Below are 12949 nucleotides of genomic sequence, written 5' to 3' on the forward strand. Positions count from 1 at the left end.
ATCTGACTGTTATACGGAATGCATCTGCATTATCAGAGAAAAACACAAGGGGCAATGACCGCAAATGGATTTTATTGTCACTGCGATCGTCACTTACTTTTAGTTCTTCCGAGGCTTGTTTTAGAGCCTCATAGTAGTCTCTTGCATTTTTTGATAGTGAATGTGGTGAAATGACAGCTTCATTAACTATAAAAGTTAGCCAGCCGTCTTGTTTAGCTTGGAATTCTGTGTTGCTATAGGACTAATATTTGATTTCTGAAAAAGCTCCGTACATTTGAAGAGTGGAAAAATCACTCGTTTGTGTCGGATAAACCACTCAAACATCCACTTTAGATGAGAGAACGAAGGAATCAAAGCATAGAGACACTGCACTCATGTTTTAGCTTGTAACCAAATATCCTAAGCGTGGATTTTGTGATGGGCAATTAGGGGCAAAGTGGACACAGTGGATTTTCCACTGGTCTTGAGAGAAACCTTAGTTTATCTGGCCTATAACATTCATAGCGCTAATTTAGGCTGTTTAAAATAATAAAATAATTTCACGCACACGATCAGAAATTGTCCCTCAGTTGAAAGTTGAGCGATGTCTACGACGGGCTACGCCTACGCATTTCTTGCTTCTCTTTTCAAACTTGGGAGCAGTTAAACCTGAATGCTTACCTTTCTTACATATCTCGCTGATATTCTTCTAATAATTGCGGAATGTGATCGTACCCATCCACACCGATAACCGCAATAATTTTCGGGCGATGTTGCTGTAAGAATTTTTGAAAAGCTTCTGCCCCAATTTGTCCTTGTAAAATTGTCAGTAACCCTGCTGCTTGACGCCACTCATTAGAAGCAATTTGCTCTAAAAGATACATTCCCAAGCAGCCCGTGTAAACAGTTTTTTCGGAATTTTGCAGATGATAATAAGCTTCTGCTAAATAAGCTAAGTTCCGCCCTTGGAGATACAAATCACCAGAAATTTGCGCTGTTTTAAAACCATCTTCAAGATATTTAATTGCAGTTTGGTGTTGTCCAATTACCAGATAGGCAATTCCTAAGCTGCTGACACATAAGGCTTTACTTTGAATATCGCCTAATTTTTCTGATAATTTTAAACCTTGTTCCAAATAATTAATTGCGGCTTCATAAATTTCTGGTTCTAGGTTTTCCAGTTCTTGAGCTTGCATGACTTCGCTGTAACCTAAATTTACCAGCGCGTTTGCTTCTCCTGTCCTATCGCCTGTTTGCCGACTTAGTATTAATGCTCGTTGACTGTAGTTAATTGCCTCAGCATAATTTTGCTGTTGCACGTAGGTACGGCTGAGGTGATTGAGATTGGCAATTTCACAGGCGCGATCGCCTGCATTTTTGGCTATCTCTAGCGCCTGCTGATGAAAATCAATAGAACGCTGGTATTGTCCCAAAGCTCGCTGGGAATAGCCTAAAAGGGTCAAAATCCGCGCCTTTTCTTGGGTTCCTTCGCCTCGTCGCAGCGGTTCATCCAAATAATCTAGGGCATCTCGTAAATAGGTGCCAGTAAAAGAGGCAAAAATCCCACCGTAAAAGGGAAAATACGGACGCTGGGCAAAGGTTCGCAAAATCTGGAGCATGATTTGAGAACAGGCATCGCTGTATACTGTGCCAATGCTCCTAAAACCACTTGCTAACTGACTCCAAATCACCGCAAAGGTCAAAAAAGTGGAAATGGACAACTTTGGCCCCGCTTTCACATCGTAAGCTTGTTGGTCAAACCAGTTAATTAATCCCCGTTGCAAGAACTGTAAAATCAATGCCATTTCCACCCAATCTCTCAAGGTGATTCCCCATTGTCGCTCGGCAAACTCTATTGCAGATTCTTCCATAGCTAAGGTGCGAAGCAGTGCTTGGGGTAATTCACTATTAAGTTGTTTCGCCCAACTTGCCCAAGGGCCACGTTCTCCCGGTACGCCGCCAAACCCCAGAGATTCTTTTTGCTCGTACATCCAACTGAGCAAGTTGTCTTGCAATCGCTGCCAAGAAGCTAAACCACGGGTAATGCCTTCGGACAATTGTTGTAAATCAGCATCTGCCTGAGCAAATTGCTGCAATGCCTTTGACAACTGCTGTAACTGTTGTAAATTTAGCGGATACTTCTGATTGGGGTCAGTAACCTGGATAAATACCGCTAGACGCTCCTCAGCAGGGGCTGTGGTGATTTCTATAACTGCGGAGGCGATCACTTCTGTGGCTTTGTTTTGCTCTTGCCATCGTTGCCATTGACTTTGAATCGTCTTAACGGCTCTCAAACCGCGAGTTGCTTTGGCTTTCTTGAGTTCGTCTTTTTCACTATCTACTTGGCTTTGGAAGGAATTCAGGCGAGCGCTTAAAGCTAGCTCAAAGACTTCCCCTGTACCGGAAGTAATTCCTTTAAGCAGCATTTGATACACCTGTTCTACAGAGCTAATTTTGCCCTTGAGGGTGGTTTCGACAATTTCATCGATTAAGGCAAGATAGCGATCGCTTAATGGCAGAGAGTCTGGCACTTTGGCTACTAGGAGAATGTCACATCAACTCTAATTCTAGTCTTGGCAGCAGAGGTAGGGGAAACAATTGGCCGCTTTTAGGCAGTCATGGTCATAACAAATGCGAAATTTAGAAAAAATTTATTTAGCGATTTGTTATCATTCCTTGAGTGATTCGCTGTTTAACTACACGATAAAAAAATAATGGAATGCCTACAATATAACGGTCTGCTAGACGAGTAGGTTCAGTAATTAAGCGTGTTAACCACTCCAGACCATTATCAGTCAGCCAACGCGGCCCGCGATATATAGAGTCAGTATAAAAATCTAGACAAGCACCCAAAGGTAAAAATACAGTAGTTTCAATTTTTTTGAAGTTATCTAAAATCCAGCGTTCCTGCAACGGCATACCAAAACCAATATATAAAATATCTGGTTGGAATTTATTAATTTTTTCTATTACCAAATCATTCTCTTTTCCTGATTTGTCAAAATAACCATGATGTCCCTGTACGCGTAAATTAGGCGCAATTGATACTAATTTAGTAATTGCCTTATCAACTACGCCAGGTTTTCCAGCTAACAAAAATAAAGAAAGGTTTTCTTTCTCACACTTTAATGCTAAATCTTCTATGTAATCTGGTGCTGTCATTCGATGTGCAGATTGCATTGAATAACCATTGAATCTAGCTCCTACCATTACACCAAACCCGTCACAAAATACTAAATCAGCCTTATTCAAAAAATCTCGATACCAAGATTTTTCATAAGCGAAATTCATGGCTCTTATATTCACATGTCCTACAACTGTCTTTTTTTGGTTTTTTGATGCTTCTATTAAATAATCAACTAATTCATGTACTTTAAGTTGATGGAATCTTGTATTAAACAACTTAACTTCAGGAAAAGTTTTCATTTCTGTACCTCCCTTATTTATTAGCCAGTATACCAAGTTTAGAATAATGTCAACAACAAAAGAATAATATCTTTATCGCTACTTGACTTTTTATAATATTAAATTTATACCTTTTCAACACCTATTATCCTTATACAGAATGAATTATGTCCTTTGTAAGTTCGGTATTTAATACATAGTGTAAGTCACTTAAACCTATTTTAAGATGGTTATCAATTGATAACTGCTGTATAAATGCATTTTAAAGATGTCAGGTAATTGTTTATATCCAAGTGTTTAACTCTAACTCGTGCATTATTTCCTAAAGATATTCTCAAATTTTTGTCTGCAATTAAAGATTGCATTGCCTCTGATAATTGTTGAATATTCCCCGGATTAACTAATAAACCATTCTGATTTTGAGTAACTATTTCGGGTATTCCTCCCACTGCAGTAGTGATAACTGCCAAACCCCAACTCATTGCTTCTAGTAGTGCCATAGGCAGACCTTCGTTGTAGGAAGGTAATACAAAGATATCAGCTTTAGTTAAAAGATCGTCACGTTTTTCTTTATCTACCCAATCAAGAATAGTGATATAGTCAATAAGATTTAGAGTTGAGATCAAACTACGAGCTTGTTCTACATCTCCATCACCCGCTATAACTAACTTGGCTTGGCTTTGTTGAGCAACAGGCATAGAAGCAAATGCTTTAATTAAATCAAAAGCACCTTTGCGCTCACCAATGCGCCCTAAAAATAAGAAAAATATCTGTTTAGAATCTATTCGCTGTGGAATTTGTGCAGGAGTTTTTACTGGGTTAGGGAGAACAATAACTTGCTCTGACTTCAAGCCAAGATTCTCAATGTAGAATTTTTTCCAGCTATCTGATAAAACAATGAAACGGGTACATTTACAAAACGACCAACTTAGCCACTGCTTAAGCCATTGGGGTAGTTTAGAGTAAAACAAATGAAAATCAGCACTATGAGTATGAATAATTACTGGTTTTTGAAATAGCCAACCAATAAGAGTAGTGATTGAATGACGAAAAGCGCTACCTCTATCTGAGACATGGATATGAATTATGTCAGTCTTTTGGTTTAATAACTTCCAAAACAACTTACCTATTGCCTGCAAAAACACTAACACTTTATGAACAGCAGAACCATTCGGTAAAGTAGTAATGTGTTTAATTTGAATATCAGAGGTAGTTTCTTCAAGAATGAGCTTTTCCACAGAAACTATTCCACCTTGGCGCTCCAAGCTTTCGCCCAACATAGTAATTTTTATGGGACTCATAACTGCTATTAATCTGTTTTGGAAATTGAGTACACGGCTATTTATATAAACTATTGAAGGAATTTCTTCTAGTTTATATCCAAAGGTTTACTCCAAGAGCATTTTGAGAGCTAATGCTACTAACTCTATCTGCTTGATCGCAGATCCACAAATTTATTTAATCTACACTTTTATGATTTTACAGGATGATCTCCATAACAAAATTCTGCCATAGGGATTGTTATGAGGATATTTAAAATATTGTTGTTAATAACAGCATTCTAGCATTCTCTCATAACTCAAAGCTAAGTAACAATTTTTTGTTTAAGCTAAATCATGTATTTACAGGTTGGAAAAATCAATGAATTTATTTGAGCTTTTAGTAGGAGAAGACAATCATCCAGCCCTAGTTACTCCTGATGGGCGATCGCTAACCTATAAGCAATTGCGCGAGAATGTTATTGAACTGGTATCTCAACTCAACAGCTTTGGATTGAAACAGGGAGAACGCATTGCCATTGCCATGACTAACGGTTCACCAATGGCGATTACTTTTTTGGCTGCTGCCTTATGTGGCACTGCTGCACCCTTAAATCCTAAATACAAACAAGAAGAATTTGCCTTTTACTATCAAGATACCCAAGCAAAAGCACTGATTATGTTGTCTGAGGGGCCAGAAGCAGCCATTGCTAATGTCACACCCAATATGATGCTGATTAATGTCAAAGTAAATACTGACGGCACATTAAGCTTTGAATTAATCAAAATAGGCTTAGAACCAGCAGAATCCGCGAATCCTTTAGCCCCCAACGCTGATGATACAGCGATGATTCTCCACACTAGCGGCACTACCAGTCGTCCCAAGCGTGTGCCGATTCGTCATCGCAACTTAATCGCTTCAGCCGGCAACCTGATTAGTGCTTACTCACTCACAGCAGCTGATACTACACTATGCCTAATGCCCCTATTTCATGTTCACGGATTGGTGGGCTGTTTGCTGGCAACTCTGGCTTCTGGCGGTACATTAGTTTGTCCCAATGGTTTTAATGCCTTGGAGTTTTGGAAACTGGTAGATACCTACAAACCCACCTGGTACTCCGCAGCACCAACCATGCACCAGACAATTTTGGCGCGCGCTAGCCGCAACCCAGAAATTGTCAAAGCTAACCGCTTTCGTTTCATTCGCTCTAGTAGCGCTTCTTTGCCGCCGATTATCATTGAACAGTTAGAGGCAACTCTTAATGCTCCTGTCGTGGAATCTTACAGCATGACTGAAGCATCTCACTTAATGACCACTAATCCCCTACCGCCAAAAGTCAGAAAACTTGGTACTGTAGGTTATGGCTTCGGTGTAGAAGTGGGCATTATGGACTCTGAAGGCAACCTGTTATCTAAGGGAAGCTTGGGCGAGGTAGTGGTAAAAGCACCCAATGTTATAGATGGCTACGAAAACAACCCAGAAGCTAACGCCACTGCTTTTGTGAACGGTTGGTTCCGTACAGGGGATCAGGGTACAGTTGATACAGACGGCTACCTCCGCTTGACTGGACGGATTAAAGAATTGATTAACCGGGGTGGAGAAAAAATTTCTCCTTTAGAAGTGGATGATGTCTTGCTGCGCCATCCTGCTGTCACCGAAGCTTTAGCCTTTGCCGTCCCCCACAAATCTTTAGGAGAAGATATCCACGCGGCTGTGGTTCTGAAAGCAGAAGCTGATGAAAAAGAACTTTTAGCTCACTGTGCAACTATGCTGGCAGACTTCAAAGTTCCCAAGCAAATTCACATTTTAGATCAACTACCTCGTGGTGCTACTGGTAAACTGCAACGGTTGACGATGGCCAAATCGCTGAACATAGGGGAGTAGGGAGTGGGAAATAACGGAAGTTTCCTCTGGAAGATTTGAACAGCCAAAGTCACTCCCAATTGTAGTTGATTTCAACCGGGCATAAATAACATCTGTGCATTCCATCTTGGCAGGATAAAATCAGTCTACGCAATCTACAAAAACAGAGATTGAACAGTCAGATCCTTCTGCGTAATGGTGAAGTTACGCTGTTGTGCTGTCGCAATGAATGAAACGATCGCTTCACACGCGACAGCAACGGTTAACATCACCAGGTTTCGTGCCAATGGATAATCACAGACATCATCATTAACCTTGGAAGGAACGCGATAAACCTCATTCCAAATCACTTCTGCATAATCTGCTGATAGTCCAGCATGAAGACAAGAAATGCTTAATTGTTCTGCATAATCTTTCACTGCTTGACGTGCCACGCTATTATCAAAAACATCGACAATTAACTGGCTGTCTTTAAGTAATTGAGTTGTATTTGCTGGTGTTAACTCTTTTGTCTTAGCATCAACTTTAGTACCAATTGCTCGATATAAATTATTCGCCAAAATCTTCGCCTTGAACGCTCCTACATCAGAACGGTAGTAAGGCTGAGTCGAAAGATTGCGCTCCTCAATGCGATCGCGATCTATAACTGTAAGTCTATCAAAACCAGACCGAGCTAAGTTTTCCGCAATGTTAGCTCCTAATGCTCCAGCCCCACAAATTGTTACAGGATAGTTTTTTAACTTTGTCATCACAGCATTGCTGCGGTAAAGCTGTTCGTGAAAAAAGATACTCATCATTCTCATCACTCTTGTTGTTCCATGACACCCACTAAGGATTGCAAGTCAAAATCGCGATCGCGTCCACTTAGGCAAATGCCAGAACTGACAACAGTCAAATCAGTTTTAGCGATCGCACTACTATGGCGAACACCATCAGCAGTTGTCCAATCAACTGTCCAGTAATCGCTGTGATCGTGGAATTGCTGTAAAATACCGTCACCCATTTGCAATGCCTTTCTCAATCGCTTTTCATCCTGTTGTGGTTGAGTAAATCCCTCAATGCGCCGAGTTGCTAACTCATACACTGTGCGAATTTCTGGAGTAATGCCCTTAAACTGTAATTCCTCAGCAGGAATAAGTTGCTTAACAGCAGATTGCAGAGTTTCAACAATTACCGGATCGGTACGGCGATCTACTTCCTCAAACCAGCATGACTGTCCATTCCATCGGGCAATGATTTGCTCAAAGGCAACACCCTCGGTAACTAAGTGGACTGCGATCGGCTTAATCACATTTAACCGTTGACGCATATCTGCTTCATTTACAGGGTATGCTAACCAAGTTTGTCCCCTCAGTTGGTGTGCTAACCGCAGCCGTATTTGGGAAAAGTGTTGCAGGTATTCCACAATTTCGGGTAAATCTGCTTCTTCTATAACCGTTGCTGTTTTTTCATCCACAGCCTGAAAGATGCCCCAACCTTCAAATTTATTAGGCTTTGGCGTGAAGGTGTAAATCATCCCGGCTACCCGTGTGCGAACTCGTCCACCTTTGACGCAGGGTGCAAGGAATTGCGTGGTATATAACTGTGCTTGGGCGATCGCAATTTGGTTGATTAGCTTAAATATGTTAGTCATAACTAATACCAATTTTTTTAAACAAGGTTACAGATGCAACCCTATAAAATCTGATTTTCTTAATTACGAATTACGAATTAATATAATTCTGCGTGCAAGTTGGTGGAGCATTGCGTGTTCTCAGTTACTAGAGGAACTCCACTGGTGAGTTGTTACACACTCTTTTAAGGATGGCTACTTTTAAGCCTACCTCCCAGGTTCTTTGTACTCCCCGTTCACACACGCCCACTGCATTTGGCAGTGTTACCTTTCCTCTCGTACTAGTATGTAGGCTCCACGAGTTGGGGCACGCAGGATATTATTATAATACACTATACTACACAAAAAATGCTATTTTCCCGATTACAAGACAAGAGGTAAAATTATCTACTGCGTCAGCGATCGCTCATTTGCACCTGCCATGCGTAAGGGCAATGGTACGGAAGCATCCTTCACATAGGCAATCATATTCACTGTGTATAAATAAATATAAACCTTGTTACTATAAATCAGTACTAAAAATTTGCAGCGATCGCAGTGCAGTAATGGTATCAACGTTATTTTAATGATTGGGAAAGGACAGGGTTTGAGTTTCCAAAACCTCTTGGGTTACACCCTAGCATCTATCTACAGGAAAAAAATTAAGGGTATAAATACTATGGTAGTTTAAACAGAAGTATTATAATCAATACGTCTTGTTGCTTAGAAAGGGAGTAGCTATTTTGTTGAATATCAAAACTTTGTCAGTAGTTTGTACAAGCACATCGTTACTCGTATTGGGTATTAATGAAATAGCGTCTGCTTCTTCCTTTAATCCGACACCTGTGTTTGACAACGTTGCTAGCTACACTACTACTATTACTGGAGATAATAATCTAGCTGATATTTACTATCCTAATCCAACAGACTTAAAAACAAGCAATTATTCCTTTCCAGTAGCACTATTACTACAAGGCGCACTAGTTGACAAATCAAATTACTCTAATTATGCTCAACAAGTTGCACGCTATGGATTTGTAGTAGTGGTGCCAAACAGCAAGCGTACAGATCCAATATTTGGCGAAGCATTGTTACCCCAAACTACTCAAATTGATACAGCTTTACAACAAATTGTAGTTGAGAATGAGAATGCTAATTCACCTATTGTAGGCAAGCTGGATACAGAGGAAGTAGGATTATTGGGTCATTCGTTAGGCAGCGCTGTAGGATTATCTGCAATTGGAAATTTATGCGTGACACCAACACTTTGTCCGAGTTCTTTCTCACGACCTAAACAAATTGTAGCAGGAGCATTCTTTGGTGGTGGTCTTCGCGATGAGAATGATATTTATCTTCCTATTAACAATGATGAAATACCAGTTGCACTCTTGCAAGGGGATCGTGATGGTAGAGCACTGCCTTTCCGGGCTAGTTTAACTTATGACAAAATTAAAAATCCACCCGCTGCACTGATTAATATCAAAGGTGCCAATCATTTTAGTATCACAAATACAAATAATCCTGCTGGTGCAATTCCTGACCCGATAAACTCTACACTTAATCAAGATGTAGCTATTGAAACAATTGCCCGGTGGAGTGGTTTGTTTTTACGTGCAAGTATTCTTAATGATAAAGACGCTTTTGATTACGTTTATTACACAGGTGATGCAGCTGACTCCAATGTGACAGTAAAGAGTAAACGTGTTCCTGAATCGGCATCGACTGTTGCACCTTTAGGGATATTGTTTACTTATTTTACGATTACTCAACTACGAAAAAGAATAAATGAATCAAAACGTTATTTTAAAAGCAATGCCTAAAACAGTCCTCGTTACTGCAATATCCAAAGGAACTCCGCTAGTGAGTTGTTACACACTCTTCTAAAGATGGCTACTTTTGAGCCTACCTCCCAAGTTATTTGCACTCCCCATTCACATACGCCCACTGCATTTGGCAGTGTTACCTTTTCTCTCGTACTAGTATGTATACTCCAAGAGTTGGGACGCGCAGGATATTAACATATTACAGCATAATATAAAAGTTTCAAAAGATGAAAAGAGAGATTTTGGAGTAGAGCGATCGCTGCTACTTCATACGCCTTCTTCATGTCGCTCATCAGTATCACGTCCTTCGGTTGAGCGATCACTGTATTTTGTCAGCAGTATTCAAATAAAAGTTTAGTTACTGTCAAACAATTATTCTTGAGGACAAATGCAAAATAACCATTATTAGCCATCCCAGGTGAGGTAATTTGCCATGCACAGATATACTCTTTTTCTAAATCAGCATGTTCTTTTGGAATAGCAAGCTTAATGGGTATATCTGTAATTCTAAAATTAGTTCCCTTGAATATAGGTAATTTTCCAGGAATAGCCCAGTTTTGACTAAGCTGTGTAAAAGACACTTTTTGCTCATCCTTTAACTTAAGAAAGATATTATCTGCAATTGTTAAACCAGCAGAGTTGGATAACTTTAGAGCAGAATCTACCAAGACATTCATTACAGCATAGGATGCAGGTTCTTCTGCTCTATTCTCTACAGCAATAATCAAATCCACTTCTTCAGAGAATGGCTGGTCTTCAGAAAACTGAATTGAAGCAGTATCTTGACCACCAAGAAAAAAATGAAAGTGTAAATCAGGTGTTGTTGCTCTACGGAGAATATCTCTGATTTCATAATCCTCCATTGTAACCGACTCAAAATTAAAACGTTTGTAATATCTTTTATCAGCAGCTTGATGAGGTGCTCTTGTTGTAGCTTGAGGGATTGAGATTACATACAATACATGAGCTGGATTAGTAGTAACCAGTTCTATTTGTTTAATGAGAAGTCCGTTGAGCCGAGGATGAATGTTTGAATTTATAATCTGTTCTAATCTCTCTTTTGAAAAGTCATTAGGATTTAATCCTGTATCAATCTTAGTAGGAATATGCCCATTTTCTTTTACACCATAGATAATTATGCCTCCAGCAGAATTAGCAAAAGCTGAGACATCTTTGCTAATTTCTGTTTTCTTTTTATCAGTAAGTGGAAAGATTGCAGTACATTCCTTATAATCAAGTTCAAGGTTTTCCTGAACTCTATCCTTAATCATAGAGAGAATAGTGTCTTCAGACCATTCTTTGAGTGGTGTCGTCATCATTATCTTAAAAACTCGTAAACGAATGAAAAACATTGCTCATCATTTTTACTGGCAAGCAATGTCACATTCTAACCTCACTTATCCGATCGTAGAGGCAACGGCATGTCCAAAATCTCCATCAGTAAATCCAGACGAGAGGGGCGTGTCAGGAGTGGGACGATGTTCGGCAAACTGTAGTAGTCACCCGCGAAAGTGAACGTATCTACAGGTGCTTGCTGCTGTTTCAGTTGACTCTCTACCCAGTTGTAATGAGTACCTACACGGACAATCACCACATTAGGCATTATCGCCAACTTCCGGCAGTAGTTCTTGTAGACTTCACCGAAGTAAGGAGCCGCATTCTCACCCTCATCCGTTACCAGAATTATCTGGTCAACTACCTGCTTCTTCTTCCGCATTGCTTCCAATGCACAGCCGATGCTAGTACCACCGCCTGCCTTGATGTGCTGGAAGGCACGCTCCCAGTCGCTCAACTCCTCGCCCTTTGCCGTAACAGCGTAAGGAATGGTGTCAAAGGCATAGACAAACAGTTCTGCCTTAGTGATACCAGAGATTAGGGCAGCGAGTTGCAAACCCGTCGCGATCGCATTTTCCATTGAACCAGACTTGTCCACCAATAAAGCAGTTGGACGAGCGATCGCACCACGCCGTTTCACCTGTTCGTTTGTCACCTTTTCCAGTTGGGCAACGGTGTCTGCGTCAAAATCGGCTGCGTCTGTGGCAATCTGTGCTTTGAATGCTGAGACACGCCCACTCTTAGACGCTGCTTCCAGCTTAGAATCAATCAGCTTCTTGACTTCTGGGTGATCCATTGCACCTCTAGTCTGGAGAGACTTGAGATTGTTGATCGCTTCCTGTGGAGACATGCTGTTGATTAACGCCACCAATACAACTGGTGTAAGTTGGTTGATTGTACCAATTGCGATCGTATATGGAATTTTGAACTCCACAATCAGCCGTGCCTGTTCTGCGGCATTTTCTGCCTTGGCAAGCTGCTTCAGCACATTTGCTAAGGAACCCTCTGGAGGAGTATCGCAAAAAAGAATCGCATTTGCCCGCTCATTTGGCTTGATGTGCAGCGAAGCGTATAAGTGCTTCATTGCTTTACGACCTCTTAGTGCGGCGCGATCAAACAGAGCCGGATTACTCTCCCGTACCTTTAAATAACGCCGTACCGCAGTCCGGGCGGAACGAGGCAGTTTATTCTGCTGCTGCTTCATGAAGTCCACCACACGAGCCACTTGATAGGGAGGAAATTCTTGCAGCATCATAAATCCAGCATCTCGGTGTTCAGTCAAATTGCTGGTTAACAAATGAGCAACAAACACCTCTTTGTGGTCGCGGACATCACCATGACGTTGATACCAAACTGCCAGGTGTCCGTAGAAGATGGGATCGAGTTCAACAATTAACTGATGAATTTCTGCTACTTGCTCAAGCTTGCGGTGAGGAGTTGTGAGCAAACTGTTGAGTATTTCCAAACGCAGGTCACGTTCTGCGGTGTTCATTATGAACCTCCTCTAGTTGTGATGGATGAGGAGGCAGATGTTGCACGCGGGGCGATCAAGTCACCGCACAAGTTGTAGAAGCATTGTGTATAAATTTTTCAGACTTATGTAAACTTCTGCGATCGGGGCGCGGCAACAACTGCCAATTGAGAAATTTGATCTAAAGTATCGAAATCGTTGGTACTACTCCCTAAAAGTAGT

Annotated in this window: 10 protein-coding genes and 1 pseudogene; 2 read left to right on the top strand and 9 right to left on the bottom strand. The window is 40.8% G+C overall.

The features are described from left to right. Nucleotides 1–241: 241 nt before the first annotated feature. The 4 genes and pseudogenes from V7K89_RS26850 to V7K89_RS26865 form a co-directional block, all read right to left on the bottom strand. Nucleotides 242–463, bottom strand: a pseudogene (locus V7K89_RS26850) (IS630 family transposase); the annotation flags it as partial. Nucleotides 464–665: 202 nt separating this feature from the next. Next, complete coding sequence (locus V7K89_RS26855; protein ID WP_335192653.1) at nt 666–2510, bottom strand: tetratricopeptide repeat protein; 1845 nt, start codon at nt 2508–2510, stop codon at nt 666–668. Between the two features lie 124 nt (nt 2511–2634). Then, nucleotides 2635–3405, bottom strand: a complete 771-nt coding sequence (locus tag V7K89_RS26860) for a WecB/TagA/CpsF family glycosyltransferase (protein WP_335192655.1) — start codon at nt 3403–3405, stop codon at nt 2635–2637. Nucleotides 3406–3617: 212 nt separating this feature from the next. Further along, complete coding sequence (locus V7K89_RS26865) at nt 3618–4685, bottom strand: glycosyltransferase family 4 protein (RefSeq protein WP_335192657.1); 1068 nt, start codon at nt 4683–4685, stop codon at nt 3618–3620. Nucleotides 4686–5025: 340 nt separating this feature from the next. On the opposite strand from V7K89_RS26865, the gene V7K89_RS26870 reads away from it, so the two are divergent. Continuing rightward, nucleotides 5026–6528 carry an acyl--CoA ligase gene (locus tag V7K89_RS26870; RefSeq protein WP_335192659.1) on the top strand — a complete coding sequence of 501 codons (1503 nt, stop codon included), beginning with the start codon at nt 5026–5028 and terminating at the stop codon, nt 6526–6528. A 134-nt stretch (nt 6529–6662) separates the two neighbouring features. Here the strand turns inward: V7K89_RS26870 and V7K89_RS26875 are convergent, their stop codons facing one another. The 3 genes from V7K89_RS26875 to V7K89_RS26885 form a co-directional block, all read right to left on the bottom strand. Then, nucleotides 6663–7301 carry a ThiF family adenylyltransferase gene (locus tag V7K89_RS26875; protein WP_335192715.1) on the bottom strand — a complete coding sequence of 213 codons (639 nt, stop codon included), beginning with the start codon at nt 7299–7301 and terminating at the stop codon, nt 6663–6665. Between the two features lie 8 nt (nt 7302–7309). Continuing rightward, nucleotides 7310–8140, bottom strand: coding sequence for a hypothetical protein (locus V7K89_RS26880; RefSeq protein ID WP_335192661.1), 831 nt, complete (start codon nt 8138–8140; stop codon nt 7310–7312). A 366-nt stretch (nt 8141–8506) separates the two neighbouring features. Then, nucleotides 8507–8674: a hypothetical protein gene (locus tag V7K89_RS26885; protein ID WP_335192663.1), complete on the bottom strand. Its 168-nt coding sequence runs from the start codon at nt 8672–8674 to the stop codon at nt 8507–8509. 167 nt (nt 8675–8841) lie between these two features. Here V7K89_RS26885 and V7K89_RS26890 point away from each other — a divergent pair, with 167 nt between their 5' ends. Further along, nucleotides 8842–9918: an alpha/beta hydrolase family protein gene (locus tag V7K89_RS26890; protein ID WP_335192665.1), complete on the top strand. Its 1077-nt coding sequence runs from the start codon at nt 8842–8844 to the stop codon at nt 9916–9918. A 335-nt stretch (nt 9919–10253) separates the two neighbouring features. On the opposite strand, the gene V7K89_RS26895 is transcribed toward V7K89_RS26890, so the two are convergent. After that, nucleotides 10254–11273, bottom strand: a complete 1020-nt coding sequence (locus V7K89_RS26895; RefSeq protein ID WP_335192667.1) for an AlbA family DNA-binding domain-containing protein — start codon at nt 11271–11273, stop codon at nt 10254–10256. Between the two features lie 41 nt (nt 11274–11314). Then, the gene (locus V7K89_RS26900; RefSeq protein ID WP_335192670.1) at nt 11315–12748 is read right to left on the bottom strand and encodes a vWA domain-containing protein; all 1434 of its coding nucleotides are present in this window, start codon (nt 12746–12748) and stop codon (nt 11315–11317) included. Between the last annotated feature and the right edge of the window lie 201 nt (nt 12749–12949).

This window comes from Nostoc sp. (assembly GCF_036917515.1).
In the GTDB taxonomy this organism is placed as follows: Bacteria; Cyanobacteriota; Cyanobacteriia; order Cyanobacteriales; family Nostocaceae; genus Nostoc.

Coding starts and splice junctions, on each gene's coding strand:
- V7K89_RS26860 (WP_335192655.1), bottom strand. CDS start 3,405: ATGAAAACTTTTCCTGAAGTTAAGTTGTTTAATACAAGATTCCATCAA.
- V7K89_RS26865 (WP_335192657.1), bottom strand. CDS start 4,685: ATGAGTCCCATAAAAATTACTATGTTGGGCGAAAGCTTGGAGCGCCAA.
- V7K89_RS26870 (WP_335192659.1), top strand. CDS start 5,026: ATGAATTTATTTGAGCTTTTAGTAGGAGAAGACAATCATCCAGCCCTA.
- V7K89_RS26875 (WP_335192715.1), bottom strand. CDS start 7,301: ATGAGTATCTTTTTTCACGAACAGCTTTACCGCAGCAATGCTGTGATG.
- V7K89_RS26880 (WP_335192661.1), bottom strand. CDS start 8,140: ATGACTAACATATTTAAGCTAATCAACCAAATTGCGATCGCCCAAGCA.
- V7K89_RS26895 (WP_335192667.1), bottom strand. CDS start 11,273: ATGTTTTTCATTCGTTTACGAGTTTTTAAGATAATGATGACGACACCA.
- V7K89_RS26900 (WP_335192670.1), bottom strand. CDS start 12,748: ATGAACACCGCAGAACGTGACCTGCGTTTGGAAATACTCAACAGTTTG.